Annotated in this window: 15 protein-coding genes; 12 read left to right on the forward strand and 3 right to left on the reverse strand. The window is 65.4% G+C overall.

The features are described 5' to 3' along the window. On the reverse strand, positions 1-1,278 hold the full coding sequence (locus tag NE850_RS17780; protein WP_310699016.1) for an acyl-CoA dehydrogenase family protein: 1,278 nt from the start codon (positions 1,276-1,278) through the stop codon (positions 1-3). Beyond that, positions 1,275-1,526: an acyl carrier protein gene (locus tag NE850_RS17785; RefSeq protein WP_007182182.1), complete on the reverse strand. Its 252-nt coding sequence runs from the start codon at positions 1,524-1,526 to the stop codon at positions 1,275-1,277. The genes NE850_RS17780 and NE850_RS17785 overlap by 4 nt, the downstream gene beginning before the upstream one ends. A gap of 350 nt (positions 1,527-1,876) precedes the next feature. Between NE850_RS17785 and NE850_RS17790 the strand changes: the two genes are divergently transcribed. From NE850_RS17790 to NE850_RS17815, 6 genes are read left to right on the forward strand one after another with little or no spacing between them, the layout of a single operon-like run. After that, a complete protein-coding gene (locus NE850_RS17790; protein ID WP_007182181.1) occupies positions 1,877-2,410 on the forward strand; it encodes a GNAT family N-acetyltransferase in 534 nt (177 codons plus the stop codon). Next, positions 2,410-3,981 (forward strand): O-antigen ligase, encoded by a 1,572-nt coding sequence (locus NE850_RS17795; RefSeq protein ID WP_165185733.1) that lies wholly within the window; start codon positions 2,410-2,412, stop codon positions 3,979-3,981. Before NE850_RS17790 ends, NE850_RS17795 begins: the two co-directional genes overlap by 1 nt. 11 nt (positions 3,982-3,992) lie before the next feature. Then, on the forward strand, positions 3,993-5,171 hold the full coding sequence (locus NE850_RS17800; RefSeq protein ID WP_007182179.1) for a glycosyltransferase family 4 protein: 1,179 nt from the start codon (positions 3,993-3,995) through the stop codon (positions 5,169-5,171). Continuing rightward, complete coding sequence (locus tag NE850_RS17805) at positions 5,168-6,325, forward strand: glycosyltransferase family 4 protein (RefSeq protein WP_007182178.1); 1,158 nt, start codon at positions 5,168-5,170, stop codon at positions 6,323-6,325. Before NE850_RS17800 ends, NE850_RS17805 begins: the two co-directional genes overlap by 4 nt. A gap of 13 nt (positions 6,326-6,338) precedes the next feature. Beyond that, complete coding sequence (locus NE850_RS17810; RefSeq protein WP_165185736.1) at positions 6,339-8,753, forward strand: hypothetical protein; 2,415 nt, start codon at positions 6,339-6,341, stop codon at positions 8,751-8,753. Then, a complete protein-coding gene (locus tag NE850_RS17815) occupies positions 8,750-9,904 on the forward strand; it encodes a glycosyltransferase family 4 protein (protein WP_165185739.1) in 1,155 nt (384 codons plus the stop codon). Before NE850_RS17810 ends, NE850_RS17815 begins: the two co-directional genes overlap by 4 nt. Positions 9,905-9,953: 49 nt before the next feature. Here the strand turns inward: NE850_RS17815 and NE850_RS17820 are convergent, their stop codons facing one another. Continuing rightward, the gene (locus NE850_RS17820; RefSeq protein ID WP_007182175.1) at positions 9,954-11,414 is read right to left on the reverse strand and encodes an oligosaccharide flippase family protein; all 1,461 of its coding nucleotides are present in this window, start codon (positions 11,412-11,414) and stop codon (positions 9,954-9,956) included. Between the two features lie 333 nt (positions 11,415-11,747). Here NE850_RS17820 and NE850_RS17825 point away from each other — a divergent pair, with 333 nt between their 5' ends. The 6 genes from NE850_RS17825 to NE850_RS17850 all read left to right on the forward strand — a co-directional run bounded on the left by NE850_RS17825 (position 11,748) and on the right by NE850_RS17850 (position 18,997). Continuing rightward, positions 11,748-12,740 (forward strand): glycosyltransferase family 2 protein, encoded by a 993-nt coding sequence (locus NE850_RS17825; protein WP_165185742.1) that lies wholly within the window; start codon positions 11,748-11,750, stop codon positions 12,738-12,740. 142 nt (positions 12,741-12,882) lie between these two features. Continuing rightward, positions 12,883-14,787, forward strand: a complete 1,905-nt coding sequence (locus tag NE850_RS17830; protein ID WP_310699020.1) for an alpha/beta fold hydrolase — start codon at positions 12,883-12,885, stop codon at positions 14,785-14,787. A gap of 49 nt (positions 14,788-14,836) precedes the next feature. Continuing rightward, positions 14,837-15,670: a class I SAM-dependent methyltransferase gene (locus NE850_RS17835; RefSeq protein ID WP_310699022.1), complete on the forward strand. Its 834-nt coding sequence runs from the start codon at positions 14,837-14,839 to the stop codon at positions 15,668-15,670. Positions 15,671-15,771: 101 nt separating this feature from the next. Continuing rightward, on the forward strand, positions 15,772-17,364 hold the full coding sequence (locus NE850_RS17840; RefSeq protein ID WP_007182171.1) for a mannose-1-phosphate guanylyltransferase/mannose-6-phosphate isomerase: 1,593 nt from the start codon (positions 15,772-15,774) through the stop codon (positions 17,362-17,364). After that, entirely contained in the window at positions 17,339-17,932 is a 594-nt protein-coding gene (locus NE850_RS17845; protein ID WP_007182170.1) for a flavin reductase family protein, read from the forward strand. Before NE850_RS17840 ends, NE850_RS17845 begins: the two co-directional genes overlap by 26 nt. Before the next feature lie 345 nt (positions 17,933-18,277). After that, positions 18,278-18,997 carry a FadR/GntR family transcriptional regulator gene (locus tag NE850_RS17850; protein ID WP_007182169.1) on the forward strand — a complete coding sequence of 240 codons (720 nt, stop codon included), beginning with the start codon at positions 18,278-18,280 and terminating at the stop codon, positions 18,995-18,997. The last annotated feature ends 126 nt before the right edge of the window (positions 18,998-19,123 follow it).

Genomic DNA, 19,123 nt, shown 5'->3' on the forward strand with positions numbered 1-19,123 from the left:
TCAGGCTCTCCCGGGGGCGGCAGGACGTTGCGCGAGCAACAGGCTCGCGGTGTTCTGCGCAATGCGGTCGTTGTTGATCATCAGCGGCGCCGAGTACAGGTCGCGCAAATGGCGCCCGACGCTGTACGGTGTGCCGTTCTTGTAGCCCGCCATGCCGCAGATCATCAGCACTTCCTGCACGACTTGCAGCGCGGTGGTGGAGATGCTCGTCTTCAGCGTGTTCATGTCGGAGGCGAAGCCGAGCATGGCCGCGAGCGGCGCATCGGCTTGCGAGCCGCCGTGACGCGCGCTGTGGGCGGCCCGCGCCGCCTCCAGCGCGACCGCGAGGCGCGCCTGCATCATCTGCAGCAGACCGACCGCTTCGGCGAGGCGCAAGCCGGCCGGCGGAATCGAACCGGGCTTCGAACGCGCCTGTGCGCGGAAGAAGGCTTTCGCGCGATTCACGGCGTCGCTGGCCACGCCGGTCCAGACCGAGGCCCACAGCGTGTGCGAGACGGGCAGCATGGTCTGATCGGCGATCTCAGCGAACGGTGTCGGCAGAAGCTGTTCGGCCAGTCCCGTGGCGATGAGCCGGAAGCCCTCGCTGCAGGTGCCGCGCATACCCATCGAGTCCCAGCCGCCGCGCTTTTCCAGCTGCGTATCGGCGCGCAGCGCGACGATCAGCACCTGGTCGGCCGCGGCCGACTCGGCGGTGCGGCGGGCCGTGACGAGAATGCCGTCGGCGTGCGCGCCATACGAGATCGTCGGTGCGAGCTTTTCGATGCGAAAGCGCGCAGCGTCGAGCTCGACTGCGCAGGCGCTGGTGCGCATATTGCCGCCGATGGTCTCCTCCGAAGTGGCCGAAGCCAGCAGCCATTGGTGTTCGACCAGTTGCGCGAGCGACTTCCGGTGCCACGCCGAGCTGCTGCCGTGCGCCTCGATGCACGCCACCTGAATCTGGTGCATCGCATACACCATTGCGGTGGAGGCGCAGCCTTGCGCCAGCGTTTCGCAGATCGCGCCGACGTCGGCGAGCGACAGGCCCGCGCCGCCGAACGCCGCCGGCACCATCGCCGAGAGCAGGCGCTCGCGCTTGAGGGCGTCGAATGCTTCGACCGGAAAGCGTGCTTCGCGATCCACCGAGTCCGCGAACTGCGCGGCCACCGCGGCACAGCGTTGCGCGGCCGCGCGCCAGCCGGGTTCGGTTTCGACAGCGGTCAGAATGACCGACGGGTCGGTTTCGTCGTGCGCCGGCGTATGAGCGGCCGACGGCGCCGCATCCAGCAAGGGGGCGTTCATGCTGCCGCCTTCGCCTGTTGCAGCTCGGTCACCGCGGCGGCCATCGAATCGATGCTGGAGAACAGCCGGCGCGTCAACAGACGGTCCGGAATTTCAATGCCGAATTCATCTTCGATTGCCAGCATCAGATGCACGGTCGCGAGCGATGACAAGCCCGCGGCGTACAGATCGGCGTCGTCGGCCAGGGTGTCCGGCGGGACATCCAGGCGGGCCGATTCGGAAAGGATGCGTCGCAATGCGGTTTTCATGGTGTGGTCCCCCAGTTATTCAACGGTCTCGAATGTTGCGGACATCGATCGAACGCACGTGAATCGTTTTTGTGTCCATTGCCGCGGCGCATGCCGGTGTGGTCCATTTGCCGGGCGCGACGCGTTCACAGTCACGGCGTGCGGTTTCAGGCGGCGTGCTGACATGCCGTGCCCCGATGTCCTGTATTTAAGAATTGTCAAAGCCCAGCGTCAGTGCGATGGCGCACGGAAACACGCGGTTTGCGGACGTACCGTGTAGCCATCAGAACGGGCCGGCGCAGGCAGCCAGGCCGTCGAGGCGGGCGCGCGATGCCGGCTTCGTTGAATTTATTGGACCGCTGGGGAACGTGATGAACTGGAAAACGCTGGAATTCGATCAACTTTCGGCACGCGAGTTGTATCTGATCTTGCGGGCGCGCAGCGCGGTGTTCGTGGTCGAACAATCGCATGTTTGTCTCGACGCCGACGGCCGCGACGAAAACGCGTTGCATGTATTCGCCGTGGAGGACATGGCGCGCCCGATGCCGATTCTCGCCTATGCGCGCCTGCAACCGGGCGACGCGGAAGATCCGGAGATCACCATCGACAAGGTGCTGACGAGCCCGCTGCGACGCGGCGACGGCACCGCCGAACTGCTGCTCGAACGCGTGCTGCAGGCGCTCGCCGAACGTTGGCCGGGACATGCCGCGCGTGTCAGCGCACCGCTCGGTTTGCGCGGCTTCTATGAGCAATTCGGCTTTCGCAAGACTGAAGGGCCGTATCTCGAACATGGCGTGCCGTTCATCGGCCTCACTCGCCAGGTGCGCGTGAGTCAGCCGCTGTTCGGCGTGCGGCGCCGCGAGCGCGACAGCGCCGTGCTGGTCAATACTTTCGAGTTGCTGTGATGGGGCGAATGCTCGTCACGCCATCCAGTGCGCAGCTTGCACTGGCGAGACCGGCGCCGGACAGGCCGCGCGCGCTGCCCGGCACGGTTTCCGGACCCGCCGCGCCGACTGCGGTGCCGCTTGCGCCGGTTACGCGCAGGCAGGTCAGAGGCCTGCGGCATCCGCTGCGCCTGCCGTTGCTGCTGTTTGCGGTGACGTTGGGGCTGATCGCGCTGCATCAGGGCCGACTGGTCGAGTACTTCTTTCCGTTCGCAGCGTTCGGTATCGCGTTGCTGTTGTACTGGCGCTCGCCCGCGCATTACCTCGGTTTCGTCTGCTGGCTGTTTTTCCTGACGCCCGAGGTGCGCCGTCTCGCGGACTTCGTCAACGGTGCGTTCAATGATCAAAGTCCGATCATGATCGCGCCTTTGCTTGCCGTCGCGCTCACCGGCCTGACCTTGCTCAAGCATGTCTCGCTGTTGGGGCAGCGCCGCGCGGCGCCGCTCGTGCTGATCGTGATCGCGCTGCTGTATGCGTATGTGGTCGGCATGGCGCAGGTCGGCCCAGCCGCCGCGACCTACACGCTCATCAACTGGCTGTATCCCGTGATGGTGGCGTTTTATCTCACCGTCACGTGGCGCCATTATCCGGACTATCACCGGGTGCTGCTGAAGACCTTTGTTTATGGCGGACTCCTGATGAGCGTGTACGGCCTCGTCGAATTCGTTTCGCCGATGCCGTGGGACGCGTTCTGGCTGATCGCTTCGAAAATGCAGTCCGAGGGGCAGCCCGTGCCGTTCGGCATGCGCGTGAGCAGCACGATGAACTCGTGCGGCCCGTTCGCGGTGACGCTCATGACGATTCTGCTGATGTCGTTCGCGGCACGCGGTAAAGCGCGCATCGTGCTGGGCTGCGTGGGAATTCCCGTGCTGCTGCTCACCAGCGCGCGCAGCACGTGGGGCGGCTTTGCGATCGCACTCGCGTATTCGTTTCTCATGCTCAACGGCAAAAGCCGCATGCGTCTGTTGGCCGGCGTGCTGGGACTGGCCGTAATGGCCGCGCCGCTGATGATGATCGATCAGGTCGCCGAACCGGTGATACAGCGCTTCAGCACGATGCAGAACCTCGGCCAGGACAACAGCTACCAGGCGCGCGCGGAGTTCTACAAGAGCTTCTTCTCCTCGGCGTTCACCGACATCGCGGGGCAGGGGCTCGGCACGATCGGACTCGGCACCAAGCTCTCCGACGACAAATCATCCACGGCGATGGTCGATTTCGACAGCGGCCTGATGGAAGTCCCCTTCGTGATGGGGTGGCCGGGCACGCTGCTGTACGCCACCGGCGTGCTCATGCTGCTGTGGCGCGCGTACCGCGCGAGCCGGCTGCATCCGAACGACCTGCTGGCGATTTCCGGCGTCGGCGTGGCCGTCGCGATTTTCTCGATGATGATTTTCATCAACACGCTGACCTCCGTATCGGGAATGTTTTTCTTTCTCGGCGTGACGCTGCCGGTGATCTCGCTGCGTTATGCGCGCGAACGCCAGAACGTGGCCGCCGCGGCTTCGCCACGTCACAACAAGATATCCAGATGAAGGACAAGAGGATGCGGATTCTGATCGTCACCCACGTCGTGCGCAAGAACGACGGCCAGGGGCGGGTCAATTATGAAATCGTGCTGGCGGCGCTCGCCGCCGGTCATTCGGTGACGCTGCTCGCCGCCGAGGCGGCGCCTGAACTGGTGCAGCATCCCCACGTGCGCTTCGTGCAGGTCGCCACCAGCCGTTTGCCGACCAAGCTGCTTCAATACCAGATGTTCGCGTGGCGCTGCGGCGCATGGATTCGCGCGCATCGCAACGAGTTCGACGTGGTGCACGTGAACGGCTTCATTGCGTGGGCGCGTGCCGATGTCAACGCCGCGCATTTCGTCCACGACGGCTGGTATCGCTGCGGCTTCTATCCGTTCCGGCTGCTGCACAACCTGTATCACGCGTACCAGGTCACCTACACGCTGCTGAACATCGTGTGTGAGAAGTGGGCATTCCGGCACGCCGAAGTGATCGTGCCGGTGTCGCAGAAAGTGGCGGGCGAGGTTCGCGCGCTGGGCATCGGCGGGGCACGCGTGCAGGTGATCCATAACGGCGTCGACACCGGCGAATTCACGCCCGGTGCGCCGGAACGGGCTCGCTTCAATCTGCCGCAAGGACCGTTCATGCTGCTGTTCGCCGGCGACCTGCGCATGTCGCGCAAGAATCTCGACACGGTGCTGCATGCGCTCGTGCGTACGCCCCCGAACGTGCATCTGGCGGTCGCGGGGATTTTGCACAACAGTCCGTATCCCGCGCTGGTGGAGTCGCTCGGATTGACGCAGCGGGTCCACTTCACGGACATGGTGATGGACATGCCCGCGCTGATGCGCTCGGTCGATGCGTTCGTATTTCCCTCGCGCTACGAGCCGATGGGACTCGTGCTGCTCGAAGCGCTGTCCGCCGGACTGCCGGTCATTACCGTGCGTACCGCGGGCGGCGCGGAAGTGATCGCGCGCGGCAGCGGCATCGTGCTCGACGATCCCAACGACGCCGCCGCGCTCGCCGTGGCGATCGAACATCTCGCGAAGGAACCGGACTACGCGCGACGCCTTGGCCTCGCCGCGCGCGCGGTAGCCGGCACCTTGAGCTGGCAGGCTATGGCCGAGCGTTATCTGTCGGTTTATGAGCAGGTGCATGCGCGGCGTACGTCGCGCGAGCTGCCGGCGGCGTGTGCGACCGCATCGGCGGAGCTATGACCGATATGTCCATCGACTCGCTGCAAATCGGTATGCACTGGTTCAACGAGAGGCCGGGCGGCCTCGACCGCATGTTCAAGGCGTTGATCGATACGCTGCCCGACCAGGGCGTCAATGTGCGCGGCATGGTGGCGGGCACGCCGGGCGTGTTCGATGCGTCGGGCGGGCGCGTGCTGGCCTTTGCCGGCGCGCAGTCGCAACTCGGCACGCGGTTGTGGGGCTCGCGTAGGCAGTCGCGCGCGCTGCGGGCCGCGAAGATGCCCGACGTGGTCGCCTCGCATTTCGCGCTCTACGCGGCGCCGACTGTGGGCGTATTTCGCCGCGTGCCGAAGGTCGTGCATTTTCACGGACCGTGGGCGGCCGAATCGTTTCCGGGCGGCGGTGGCGGCTGGTCTCGCGCGGCGCGTGTCGCGCTCGAACGTTTCGTGTATCGCAGCGGGACACGGCATATCGTGCTCTCGCAGGCATTCGGCTGCGTTCTGCACGAAACCTATGGCGTGCGTGAGGACAGCATTCGTATCGTGCCGGGTTGTGTCGACGTGGCGCATTTCAATACGCGCGCGACGAAGCGCGAGGCGCGCGGGCGTTTGCGTTTGCCGCAGGACAGGCCGCTGCTGTTCTGCATGCGGCGCCTCGTGTCGCGCATGGGACTCGAGGATCTGATTGATGCGATGGCTATCGTCAAGCCGATGATCCCGGACGTACTCCTGATCATCGCCGGAAAGGGGCCGCTGGAAGCGCAATTGCAGGCGCGCATCGTCTCGCGTGGCCTGGAGCGCAATGTCCGGCTGGCGGGTTTCGTGGCCGACGAGAAGGTGCCGCTGTGGTATCGCGCGGCGGATCTTTCGGTGGTGCCCACCGTGTCGCTCGAAGGCTTCGGGCTCACCACGATCGAATCGCTCGCGGCCGGCACGCCGGTGCTGGTGACGCCGGTGGGCGGCCTGCCGGAAGCGGTGGCGCAGCTGTCGTCCGAACTGGTGCTGCCGTCGAGCGGTTTCAGGTCGATCGGCGAAGGTATTGCCGACGTGCTGCTCGGGCGCCGCGCGGTGCCGGATGCCGAAGCGTGCCGCGCGTATGCGAGCGCGCATTTCGACCGGCCGGTGGTCGCCGCGCAGGTTGCGCGCGTTTATCGCGAAGCGATCAGCGCATTCTGATGCGCCTGTGATCATGCGAAGCTCTGCACGCAAAACCTTCGAGCGGCTCGTGTGCGTTATCGCCGTGGCGTTGCCGGTGCTCGTGCTGGTCACGGCGGGTGGTGCCGGCTGGACGACACACGGGCCGACGCTTGCCACCGAAGCGGCGGCAGCCACTGCTGCGGCAACCGCGACCGCCACGACCGTGGCCGCGGCCAGCCGGCCCGCCGCCGAAGCGCATGCCGTCTCCGCTCATCCTTCGCTATCCTACCGAACCTCGTGGATCGGCAATACGTGGGGCTACGCCGATCATCGCTGGATGCAGATCGACGTGCAGGCGCTCGCCGTCACGCCCGACGGTGACGTATTCACGAACGCACCCTGGGACGAAGGCGGCGGCGAACTCGGCCAATACCGCAACGGCGAACTGGTTCGCCACGGCGGCGAGTCGCATGGCTGGGGCATGATGGGCGGCGACGCGATCGCGGTGAACAGCGAGTACGTATACGTCGCACAGACAATGGTGAGCCTCGGCAACGAAGAGGCGAAGCACCGCGCGACTCCGCGCGAGGGCGAAGTATGGACGGGCGTGGCGCGCCGCAGCCGCGCCGACATTCGCGACGGCGTGCCGTTCGCCGGTCAGGTGAAATTTCCCGCCGGCAGCCGGCTCGCGTATCTGTTGATCTCCACCTATTCGGACAAGACGGACTATGCGGTCCGGGGCCTCGCTGTCGACGACACGCGTCTGTTCGTCTCGAACCTGCTCGACAACCGTGTGCAGATCTACGACGCGCAGACCATGCAGCCGGTCGGCGCATTCCCGGTGCATGAGCCCGGCCGCCTCGCGCTCGCTCCCGACGGCTCCTTGTGGGTCATTGAGAACAGCCGCACAGACAGCGCGCGGCGCGTGGTTCACCATGCGCGCGATGGCACTCGCCTCGCCGAACTCGCATTGCCCGACGGCGTGGTGCCGGTGGATCTGACGGTCGATACGCACGGGCGTTTGTTGATCGCCGACAACGGCGTACGCCAGCAGATCCTGATCTTCACGGCGACGCCCGGCGCGACGGCGGGCAGCACGATTGAGCAGGGAGCGGGCCTGCAACTGTCGGCGAGCTTCGGGCAGGAGCGCGGCATCTATGCGGGGCGCGCCGGCGCGCCGGGGCCGCGGCGCTTCAACGGGCTGACCGGCGTGGGCGTGGACCGCGGCGGCAACCTCTACGTGTCGATGAACGGTGCGGGACCGCGACCGTTCGGCACGGGCCCGAGTACTTACGACGGCGCACTGCTCGAAAGCTATACGCCCGATGGTAAGCAGCGCTTCAGTCTGCAGGGACTGTTGTTCGTCGACGGCGCGCAGTTCGTGGATGGCGAGCCGCCTTCGGTGTACAGCGGCAGCAAGCGCTTCACGCTCGATCTTTCGCGACCGCTTGGCCAGGAGTGGTCGTATGCCGGCTACACGGCGGACCGTTTCCGCTATCCGTACGATCCGTATTTTCATCTGTATCTCGGCGGCCAGCGCGGCATGCCGATGGTGCGCGACGTGCGCGGTCACCGGCTGCTCTATACGACCGACATGTACTCGTCGTATCTGCGGATCTACCGTTTCGCCGACGATCGCGAGACCGCGATTCCCGCAGGGCTTTTCTCTCAATCGCATATCGACGGCGCGTGGCCGCCGAACCAGCCGCGCCAGGGCGAATGGATCTGGCGCGACACGACGGGCAAGGGCGACTTTTCCCCGGCGGCGTTCGACCAGAACCTCCGCAGCACCGACGCGCCGCAAATGCGCGGCTGGTGGGTGGATAGCCACGGCGATATCTGGCAGGGCACCGAATCGCAGGGCATTCGCTGCTTTCCGTTGCAGGGCTTCGACCGCGTCGGCAATCCGGTCTACCGCTACACGGCGATGCGGCAGTATGCGCCGCCCGCACCGTTCTACCGGATCGCGCGCCTGAATTACTTCCCCGATCAGGACAGCATGTTTGTGGCCGGTTCGACGCCGGCGCATCCGTTCGTTCAGGAGAACTGGAACGGCGCGGGTTCGCAGTTGGCCCGCTACGACCACTGGAAGAGCGGCAAACCTGTGCTGCGCTATGTGATCGGTTTGCCCGACCGCGGCGCGCCGGACTGGTCGTCGATCAGCGGCTTCGCCGTGGCCGGCGATTACGTTTTCGCGGTCGAAACGCGCGGCGCGGTGGTGCGTGTGTACGACCGCGCGACCGGACGCGATGTCGGCCGCCTCTCACCGGGCAAGGAAGTCGGCTCGACGAGCGGCTGGGTCGATGTGCCGATGCCGATGACCGCCCATCGCCTCGCTTCGGGCGAATACCTCGTGCTGGTGGAAGAAGACGCGTACGGCAAAGCGCTGATGTACCGCTTCACACCGCAAACCGCGCCGCCTGCCGCGGCCGCCCCTCACTCAACGACTGTTGCGCAGACTCCATGAAAATCATTCACCTCGCCAATCACGCGAAATGCATCGGCAATGGCATCGTCAACGTGATGGTCGACCTTGCCTGCCTGCAGGCGCGCGCCGGCCACGACGTGACGGTGGCTTCGGCCGGCGGCGGCTTTGAAGCCCTGCTGGCGCGGCACGGCGTGCGTCATGTGCTGCTGCCGCAGTCGCCCAGACCGTCCCGCGTGGTGGGCATGGTGGCGGCCTTCAGACGCCTCATCGCGCAATACGATCCCGACGTCGTGCACGCGCACATGATGACCGGCGCGTTGATCGCTCGCATGAGCGCGCTGCGGCGACGCTACGTGCTGATCACGACGGTGCACAACGAGTTTCAGCGCAGCGCGACGCTGATGGGCGTGGGCGACCACGTGGTGGCGGTCAGCGATGCGGTGGCCGTGGCAATGGCGCGGCGCGGCATTGCGCGGGAGCGTCTGAGCGTGGTGCGTAACGGCACGATCGGCACGCCGCGCCTCGCCGACACGCCGATGCCCGCGCAGCCGCAACTCGCGCATCCATGCGTCGTCACGGTGTCGGGCATGTATGAACGCAAGGGCATCGGCGATCTGCTGTACGCCTTCGTTCTGCTGCACAAGCGCGTGCCGGACGCGGTGCTGTATCTCGTCGGTGACGGGCCGGACCGCGTTGCAATGGAGGAATTGGCGCAGCAGTTGGGTGTCGCCGCGCAAGTGCGCTTCGAAGGTTTTGTCGCGGACCCGCGCGCGTATCTCGCCCAGGCTGACGTGTTCGTACTCGCTTCGCACTATGAAGCCGCCGGGCTCGTGCTGTGCGAAGCGCGTGAACTGGGGCGCGCGATCGTAGCGACGCGCGTGGGCGGCATTCCCGAGATGCTCGACGGCGGCGAAGCCGGCGTACTCGTGCCGGTGCAGGATCCCGCTGCGTTGGCGGAGGCGATCGGGCATCTCATGACCGCGCGCGACGCGCATGCGGCGCTGACCGCACGCGCGCCGCACAAGCTCGAAAAATTCAGCGTGCAGCAGGTGAGCGACGGCTATCTGTCGATCTACGAACGCACGTTGGCAAGTTGCCAGCCGCGCCGTTTTGCCAGCATCGCCACGCGCGGGATGACGGCATCGGGCAGGGTGGTGCCTGATAGCGTCACGCAATCGACCACGATCTGATAAAGCGGGCCGCGCACAGCGACCCGCTTGAACCCGCCATTCTCCGGATTTAACTGCTGGTGGACGGCGTAAAGCGTGCCCAGAGCTTGTAGACGACGCCGCGCAGTTCGCTCGACCCATGCAGCGACAGCCCGAGGTTCGCGAGCGCCAGCACCAGTGCCGCGGCGATCAGCGTCGGCAGCGCGCTGATCGAATCGGCGAGCACGACCGCAACCAGCAGGAACGCGAGGTGAGCCAGCATATTGCGCACGATGGTCCACACGTGCAGCCGCGCAAAAACCAGCAGCACGCCATAGTCGAAGAGCGTTTTCAGCGTGACGACGACACCCGCGCCCATGATCCCGAACCAGTGAATCCCGCACCATAGCGAGCCGGCGAACACCGGCAGTTCGAACCAGCTTACCGTGGCGACGGCCGCCGGACTGGTCTGCGCCTGGATCAGAATGCCCAGAATCCCGCACTGGCCGCTCAGCCATACGCCGAGCACGAGCACGCTGGCGACCGGCGCGGCGGCCGCGACTGTCGGTCCGAGCCAGAGCAGCAGGAAAGGCTTGAGCGCGAACAGCGCGACGATCACGCACGGCGTAAACGCGCCGTTGAGAAAGGCGAGAGCGCTATGCGCCAATGCGTCCGCATCCGCGCGGGAGACGGCCGACAGGCGCGGGAACAGCGTGCGCACCATCGCGATAGGCAGCAGATTCAGGCGCGTGATCAGGTTCTGCGGCGTCGCGTAGTACGTCACGTAGCGCGCGCCGAGCAGTGCGCCCACCAGCACGCGGTCGAGCGTCGACGCAATCATGTTGGCGCCGGAGAACATCAGCATCCACCGGCCATAACGGAACAGTTCGGCCATCACATGCCATTGCGGCATCCGCACGCGGCGAATTCCCAGCGCGCGAAACGCGGCCGCGCCCAGCATCAGGCCGGCGACAAGACGCGCCACCACAGCCGCCGGAATCACCACCGCGAGCGAGGGCGAAAAGCAGAAGATCGCCGCTAACGGCAGCAACTGGAACAGCGCCGTGCCGAGCGTCTGGTTGATGTTGAAGCTGGCGAAGCGTTCCACGCCATTGATGGCGCCGGCAAATACCCACGAGACGTTGGCGATCGGCACGGCCACGGCGATCCACGGCAGGCTCGCCATTACTTCGCGCTGGAAGGCGGGTTCGATCTTCACGCCGTGCGTGATATAGACGACCGTGCCGACATAAATGAGCAGGCCGCCGACGATGCCGGTGCCCAGATTCATGAACCACGCGCTCCAGAAGATGCGCTCGATCGAGTCGTCGTTGGCGGCGCGTGCTTTGGAGATCTGATTTTCCGTGGCGAGACTCGTGCCGAGATCCAGCACGCTGAAATAGCCGATCAAGGTCCACACCAGATTGATCACGCCGTATCGCTCGACGCCCATCAGGTGAATGTAGGCGGGCACGGTGACGAGGGAGATGAACGTTGGAGCGATCGCTCCGGCGAAATTGATGACGATGTTCCTGACGATACTTCTTTCCATGGTGCGCGGTCCGGCGTCTGAATTCCTGCAATGGTGTGGTCCGTTCTGGCCGCTGTCGGTGCGTAGTCGCACCCTGCAGCACGCTTTACGCGACGGCGTCGGTCCGTCGCAGGTTTCGATATTGCCCTGGCCCCCAGCGCGTCTATGTGTGTGGCCGTACAGATACTTGCCATCGGGCAGGGTTAAATGCAAATCATCAGAAGGTAGTGCGCGCGGCGGCGGTTTGCCGCGCATTCATCAAACGGGGTTTGACAATGAAGCGTGCCGGATTCGAGCGCCGCTCGCGGGCCAGAATGCAAAGCGGCCTGAACGCGAACTGTTTGCGGAGCACACATGGTTGATCGCACCGGCGACCAGCAGGGAAGCGGCGCGACCGAACTGGATGCGCGGCTGATCTCCATCTGCATTCCCACCTGCAACCGGCCCGCGCTGCTCGAACAGGCCATCGCGAGTTGTCTCGCGCAGACTTATGGCGAGTTCGAAATCGTGATCGGCGACGATTCGACCGATGACAGCGCGCAGCAGGTGGTGGAGCGCTGCCGCTTGCACAGCGACCGGTCCATTCGTTACGAGCGCAATGTGCCGCGGCTCGGCCAGGCGTCCAATGTGAACCGGTTGTTCGCGCGCGCACACGGTGCCCGGCTCGTACTGCTGCACGACGACGATCTGCTCGAAGCGGATGCGTTGAGCCGTCTCGACGCTTGCTGGCAAGCCTGTCCAGAGTTGACAGCGGCATTCGGCAAGCAGCGCGTGATCGCCGACGACGGCACGCCGCGGCCCGACGCCAGCGAACGCCTGAATCGCGATTACCGGCGTGTGCCAGGGCGTGCCGGAAGGCTGCCCGTGCCGGCGCTGGCCGGCATCGACCAGATGTTCCCGAACAACGGCTATCTGGTGAATACCGTGGACGCGCGCCGCATCGCGTATCGGCCGGCCGCGGAAGTCGGCGAAGCGTGCGACTTCGATTTCGGGTTGCGGCTGAGCGTCGCGGCAACGGCGATCTGCTTCGTGGACGAGTTCGTGTCCGTATCGCGTGAAACGGCGCTGTCGATTTCGACGCATGCGCTGCCCGCCATGCACGCGTTTGCGCAGCTACGCGAGAGCCATGTGCCCGCCGCGGCGCAGGCCGCGCGCGAAGATGCCCTGCGCCGCGTGGCGCCGCGCGCGGCCTCGGCCTATGCGCGTGCGGGCGAGCCTGCCGCGGCCTGGCGTGTGCTGCTGTCGAGGCATTACCCGATGCGCGACAGACTGCGCGCACGTTTCCTCTATCACGTGCTGCTTGCCGCGCGCTCGACGTTCGCGCTGCGCGCGCCGCACGGCAATTGATGGCGCTGCCCGCTGCTGATCACCCGCGCCACGGTCGTTGGCCGATATATCGGACTCCGAGTCAATGTGGCGGGACGTACAGACCAATCATGCGATGGCTGATGTAATGCGTTGAAAGGGAGAACCTCGTGAGGAGCATAGCGTGAGGCCTGTAGTGTTCGGCGGCCAGTTCGGCTGGTTGCATCCGGCGAGCGGGGCGGACGGCGTGGTGTTGTGCTACCCGTTCGGCTACGACGCGCTATGCACTTATCGCGGCATGCGCAGGCTGGCCGAGCGGCTCGCCGCGCGCGGCATGCCCGTGCTGCGTTTCGACTATCCGGGCACGGGCGATTCGGCGGGCGAGGCGAACGAACCCGGCCGCTGGCGCGCATGGATCGACAGCATCAGGCAAGCCGTGGCGTTGCTGCGCGAGACCGCCGGTGTCGAACGCGTGACGCTGTGCGGCATGCGGCTCGGCGGCACGCTCGCCGCGCTGGCCGCTCAGGAGCTTGGCGGCGTGGACGGCCTCGTGCTGCTCGCGCCCGTTCTGTCGGGCAAGAACTATCAGCGCGAGTTGCGTGCGCATTATCGTCAATGGCTGTCGATTCCGGCTGCGATGGATTGCCTGGCCGAACCCGATACCGACGCTTTTGTGGAGGCATACGGCTTTCGTCTCTATCGGGACACCCTGGAGAGTTTGCGCGCCGTCGATCTGAAACGCGATGCACAGCGGCCGGCCGGCCGCGTTCTCATACTCGATTCGCTCGATCCCATGCGGATCGACGCGCTGGCTGCGCATTATCGCGAGCAAGGTATCGACGTCGACCGGCAGTCGTTCGACGAGTACAGCAAGTTCATGATGGAGTCGCTCGACAGCGAGATTCCGCAGGCGGCATTCCAGTCCATGGAAAACTGGCTGGCGGACGGCGTGGCCCGTGCGAGTGCATCCGGGCGCGCGAGCAAGATCGGCGATACCAATGCTAATGACCAACATGCCGCTGATCACGAGACGGCCCACGTGGTCGAGCCCGGTGTGATCGAAACGCCGGTATGGCTCGACGGCGGCAGGCTGTTCGGCATCTATTGCCGGCCCGAAGCACGCGGCGCGGCCGCCGCGCCGGCCGCGCTGTTGCTGAATACAGGCGCCGTGTCGCGAATCGGCAATGCGCGGCTCGGCGTGCGCTTCGCGAGGCGTCTCGCGCAACAGGGCATTGCCTCGTTGCGGGTCGATCTCGGCGGTCTAGGCGACAGCATGCCGTCGCTCGACGCATTGAGCCTCGACGCGCTCTACGCGCAGTCGGGCGTCGACGACGCCGCCTGCGCCGCGCGCTTTCTGACGGCGCAAGGCCATCGCGGCGCGGTATTGCTCGGCATCTGCGCAGGCGCCTATGTCGGCCTGCATGCGGCGACGCGCGAGCCGGCGGTGCTCGGCGCGGTGCTGGTGAATCTGCAGAAGTTCGTCTGGCAGAACATCTGCGACGAGCACGGCAAGCCGACCGTCGCGGTAGCCGCTTTCGGTTCGACACGCAGCTATTTGCGCTCGATGTGCCAGCCGGGCAAATGGCTGCGTGTGCTGAGGGGGCAGTCGGGCGGCTGGCCGGTTGCGCGCGAACTCGCGGGACGCTTCGCGGCGCGCTTCGCTCTTGCGTTTGCCGACCGGCTCGAACGTGTTTGCGGCATCGAGCTGGCTGCTCGGGAAGAGCGCAGGCTGATTGCCGCCGTGGATGCACAAGGTGTCGAGACGCGGCTCCTCTATGGCGTGCTCGACGAAGGCGTCGAAGAACTGGAGCGCCATTTCGGTGTACGTGGTGCCCGATTGCAGCGCTTTAACCATGTTCGCGCGGGGTTTTGCGAGCATACCGATCACGCAATCCTGTCGTCCAGCGCGCAGGAAAATGTGATGTCGTATTTCGAGCAGTTTTATCGCAGCAGCTTTAGCGAGAGCCACATGGCCGACGCCGTTGCCGCCCGCGAGCCGCCCACGCGGCGCGCCGGCTGGCGGCGCGCCCGGGCCACGCAATGGCTTGTAAAGCGTGCGCGCGCGTTTCGTCTATTCGGGGAAGCGTAATGAATGCGCGAGGATTGTCCGGCGCACATACGCTTGAAGGGAGCGCGCCATGAACAGTCATTCCGAGTTGGACCGCATCAACCAGGTTGCATGGAATTCGCCCGACGCCGCGCGCGTTTTCACGCTCGACAAGACCTATTCCGATCCCGGCGAGCAGGCGGCATTCGATTGGCTCGCGCCGCGTTGCGCGGGCGAGCCGCTGCTCGATATCGGTGTCGGCACCGGCCGCACGATTCCTCTGATGACGGCGATTTCGAACGACTACACCGGTGTCGACTACACGCTGAAGCTGCTCGATCTCGCGAAGGCGCGCTATCCGGAACGCGACCTTCGGCATATGGATGCGCGGGACATGTCCGCGTTGCCATCGGGGCATTTCGGACTCGCGGAATTCAGCTGGAACGGCATCGACTGCGTGGACTACGACGACCGCGTGAAGATTCTCCAGGAGATGTATCGCGTGGTGCGGCCCGGCGGCTATGTGCTGTTTTCATCGCACAACCGCGGCGGCCCCGGTTACCGCGAAAACATCTGGCAACTGCTGCCGCAATTCACGTTCAATCCGCTTAGATTGGGCTGGCGCACCCTGCGTTCGGTGCGACGCTTTCAGCTAGGCACGCTGAACTATCTGCGCAACGTGAAGCTGAATCATGACTACGGCCGCTACGCGATCAAGACCGCGGCGGCCCACAACTTCGGCATTGTGATCGTCTACACGACATTGAGTGAGCAGCGCCGGCAACTCGCGCAGGTCGGCTTGCAAAGCGACGCCGTGTTCGGCAGTTGCGCAGGCGATCGCATTGCCGACGACGTGGAGGAGAGCGACGCGTGGTGGTTTCACTTCATCGCGCACAAACCGCTGGCCGCTTACCGTTTCGATTGACGAGCGCTGAAGCAAAGAAAGACACGGCATCGCCCGCAGCGCGCGGACGATAACCCGGAACAACGAACCAGGCCAGTTTGACCATACACGGGGACTCGCAAATGAATCGCATCGTAGAACCAGGCAATCCGCTCGCGGCGACCGCGAGCGTGACCGGAACGGCCACGCGTTTGTCCGTGCAGCCGGTGATTCTCGCAGGCGGCTCGGGTACGCGATTGTGGCCGCTGTCGCGCGAGCGCAATCCGAAACAGCTGATCGGTCTGATGGGCGACGAATCGCTGCTCGAAAGGACGCTGCGCCGGCTCGACGCGTCGTTCGCCGCGGTGGAGCACGAGACGCCAGCGGCCGGTACGCGCTTTATCGCGGCGCCGCTGGTGGTCTGCTGCGAGGATTTGCGGCTGCAAACGCTCGAACGTCTGCAACGCCTGGAGAGATCTGGCCGGCCGGTGCGCATGGTGCTCGAACCGGTGCCGCGCAACACCGCGCCCGCGCTGACGGTTGCCGCGCTGGCAGCGCGCGCGGCGGCTGTGGAGGGCGACGATCCGGTCATCGTGGCGCTGCCGGCGGATCACCTGATCGGCGATCACGTTGCGTTCGGCAAGGCGCTCGCCGAGGCGCTCGAACACGCGGCGCGCGGCGCGATCGTCACGCTCGGTGTGCCGCCGAAGCGCGCGGAGACCGGCTACGGTTATATCCGCACGGGTACGGCGCTCGGCACGCGGGGCGCGCGCGTCATCGAGCGGTTCGTCGAGAAGCCGGATCCGGAACTCGCGGAGCGCTACGTCGCTTCCGGGGATTACTGGTGGAATAGCGGCATGTTCGTGGTGCGCGCCTCGGTGTGGCTCGCGGCCATCGAGTTGTGCCAGCCGGCGATCGCCGCAGCGTGCGCGGACGCGTTCGAGCAGGCCACGGTAGACGGCGACGGCGCCCTGCATCTCGCGCGCAAAGCGTTCGCCCTATGCCCGTCCGATTCGATCGACTATGCGGTGATGGAGCGTGTGGCCAGCGACGCGCGGCTTGTCGGCGTGGCCGTACCGCTCGTCGCGGGTTGGTCGGACGTGGGTGCGTGGGATTCGGTGTGGGAAGCGTCCGCGAAGGACGCCGACGGCAATGTCGCGCGCGGCCGCGTGATGTTCGCCGGCTCGACCGACAGCTTTGCGCATTCGGAGGGCCGGCTCGTCGCCTGCGTCGGCGTGAGCGGCGTGATGGTGGTCGAAACCGCGGACGCGGTGCTGGTTGTCGCGAAAGACCGCGTGCAGGACGTCAAGGCGGTCGTCAGCCGTCTCAAGCTGGAGCATGGCGCGGAAGCACAGGAGCATCGCAAGGTTGGTCGGCCGTGGGGTTTTTACGACTCGCTCGAGCGCGGCGCGCGCTTTCAGGTGAAGCGCATCGTCGTCAAGCCGGGCGGCCGTCTTTCGCTGCAAATGCATCACCATCGCGCCGAGCACTGGATCGTGGTGCGCGGCACGGCGCGCGTCACGCGCGGCGAGGAATGCTTCCTTCTCACGGAGAATCAGTCCACTTACATTCCGCTGGGCGTCACGCACCGGCTGGAGAATCCGGGCAAGACTTCGCTTGAAATGATCGAGGTGCAATCGGGAGGCTATCTCGGCGAAGACGACATCGTGCGTTTCGACGACCAGTACGGTCGCGATCAGGAGAGCGACCATGCAGGCAAGGGTACGTCACGCTGAAGCACCGCCACCCGCGCAAGCGGCCGCTTTCGACGAGCGGCGCTTTCGTCATGCGTTGGGGCGCTTCGCGACCGGGGTCGTGGTGATCTCGACGGGCAGCGGCGACGCTTTGCATGCGATGACAGCGAATGCCTTCATGTCGGGTTCGCTCAATCCGCCGCTGATCGTCGTCTCGGTCGGACACCGCGCGCGTATGCACGAGCGTTTGATGGACAGCGCGCTGTTCGGTGTGAGCGTGTTGTCCGAGGCGCAGGAGCCGCATAGCCGTCACTTCGCCGGCGAGCCGCAAAGGTGGCTCGCGCCGCGCTTCGCGGCGGTCGAGGGGATGCCGGACGTGGTGCTCCTCGAACACGCGGCAGCGCGTTTCGCGGCGCGCGTGGTGGACCGGCATCCGTGCGGCGACCACACGTTGTTCGTCGGCGAGGTGCTGGTGTTCTCGCTCGATGAGCACGCGCCGCTGATTTTTTTCGGCGGGCGCTATGGCTCGGTGGCGGCGCAGGGAGCAACGCAGGGGGCGGCGCAAGAGTCGACCCAGGACTCGCCGTCGCTCGCGGTCCGCACATGCTGATGCGAACTGATACGCACGCCGGCCGTCGTTTTCCGCCAGTCGATATCCGCCTCGCGCGTTGCAGATCAGACAATTCGTCTCGCAACGTGCGTCTTCGCACTATGCAAATTTCGCGACGCAGGCACGCTTGAGACGCAAGCTTATGGCCCGTCAAAATATGCGGCGTTACACGGAAGAAACAATTCTTCAGAGGGATAACCCTGTCAGGAAGTGTCCCAACTGGCGCAAGCGTTTTGAAGCTAGCAACGTATCGTAGAAGAACCAGGTCACACCAATAAAACGACACACAAGGGCCGCTCGATCAACAGGCTACGCGGGGGCAAACACCGCTTCGGGGAGAGTGTCATGGAACAGGCAAACAAAGATCGATCGCTCGTGAGCAAAGTCATGGATGGACTGGTCACGGGCATCGTCGAAGAGAAATACGGCGCCATACTGCCACCGCAGGATGTGCTGTCCAAGGAGTTCGACGTCAGCCGCACCGTCATGCGCGAGGCGCTGTCGATGCTGCTCGCGCGCGACATGCTGGACGTGCGGCCGAAAATCGGCACGCGCATCCGGCCGATGAGCGATTGGCGCATGATCGACGAGGACGTCGTGAACTGGCGTTTTCGCGCGAAACCCGATCCGCTGTTTCTGCGCGACGTGATCGAGTTCCGCATTCTGATCGAACCGCGCGCCTCGGCGCAGGCGGCCGCGCGCGGAAGCGCGGCGGATATCGCCGCGATTCGCGAGGCGTTCGAGGCGTTCCGCACGATCCGACCGGGCGAGCCCGGCTATCAGGAAGCGGATGAACTGTTCCACACCCGCATCGTGGTCGCGAGCGGCAACCAGTTCTTCAAGCAGATGGCCGCGATCATTCGCGGTGCGCTTTCGACCGTCAACCCCATCGTCACCGACAGGGACGGACTGTGGGAAACGGCGGTCAATTCACACCAGCGCGTGGTGGATGCGATCGAGCGGCATGATCCGAAAGAAGCGGAAATCGCCTCGCTCGCCATGATCGATTACACCGCGGAAGAAGTTGGCAGCCAGTTTTCGGCGGAGCCGCCGGCGCGCGGCTGAGCGTGGCCGCTGCGGCGGCACGCCGGTTCCCTGTTTTTTCCTTGTGAGACTGTGCAGCACGGAGGGCGCGAGTTCAGGCCCACGCGGCAGTGTGCGGCATGCGCGACAATAGCGCCTGTTCTGAAC

The sequence above is a fragment of the Paraburkholderia sp. USG1 genome, from assembly GCF_031570135.1.
Classification (GTDB): domain Bacteria; phylum Pseudomonadota; class Gammaproteobacteria; order Burkholderiales; family Burkholderiaceae; genus Paraburkholderia; species Paraburkholderia dioscoreae.

Bases quoted from the DNA above. Each gene is read 5' to 3' on its own strand.
- NE850_RS17780 (WP_310699016.1), bottom strand. From the start codon at position 1,278: ATGAACGCCCCCTTGCTGGATGCGGCGCCGTCGGCCGCTCATACGCCG.
- NE850_RS17785 (WP_007182182.1), bottom strand. From the start codon at position 1,526: ATGAAAACCGCATTGCGACGCATCCTTTCCGAATCGGCCCGCCTGGAT.
- NE850_RS17790 (WP_007182181.1), top strand. From the start codon at position 1,877: ATGAACTGGAAAACGCTGGAATTCGATCAACTTTCGGCACGCGAGTTG.
- NE850_RS17795 (WP_165185733.1), top strand. From the start codon at position 2,410: ATGGGGCGAATGCTCGTCACGCCATCCAGTGCGCAGCTTGCACTGGCG.
- NE850_RS17800 (WP_007182179.1), top strand. From the start codon at position 3,993: ATGCGGATTCTGATCGTCACCCACGTCGTGCGCAAGAACGACGGCCAG.
- NE850_RS17805 (WP_007182178.1), top strand. From the start codon at position 5,168: ATGACCGATATGTCCATCGACTCGCTGCAAATCGGTATGCACTGGTTC.
- NE850_RS17810 (WP_165185736.1), top strand. From the start codon at position 6,339: ATGCGAAGCTCTGCACGCAAAACCTTCGAGCGGCTCGTGTGCGTTATC.
- NE850_RS17815 (WP_165185739.1), top strand. From the start codon at position 8,750: ATGAAAATCATTCACCTCGCCAATCACGCGAAATGCATCGGCAATGGC.
- NE850_RS17820 (WP_007182175.1), bottom strand. From the start codon at position 11,414: ATGGAAAGAAGTATCGTCAGGAACATCGTCATCAATTTCGCCGGAGCG.
- NE850_RS17825 (WP_165185742.1), top strand. From the start codon at position 11,748: ATGGTTGATCGCACCGGCGACCAGCAGGGAAGCGGCGCGACCGAACTG.
- NE850_RS17835 (WP_310699022.1), top strand. From the start codon at position 14,837: ATGAACAGTCATTCCGAGTTGGACCGCATCAACCAGGTTGCATGGAAT.
- NE850_RS17840 (WP_007182171.1), top strand. From the start codon at position 15,772: ATGAATCGCATCGTAGAACCAGGCAATCCGCTCGCGGCGACCGCGAGC.
- NE850_RS17845 (WP_007182170.1), top strand. From the start codon at position 17,339: ATGCAGGCAAGGGTACGTCACGCTGAAGCACCGCCACCCGCGCAAGCG.
- NE850_RS17850 (WP_007182169.1), top strand. From the start codon at position 18,278: ATGGAACAGGCAAACAAAGATCGATCGCTCGTGAGCAAAGTCATGGAT.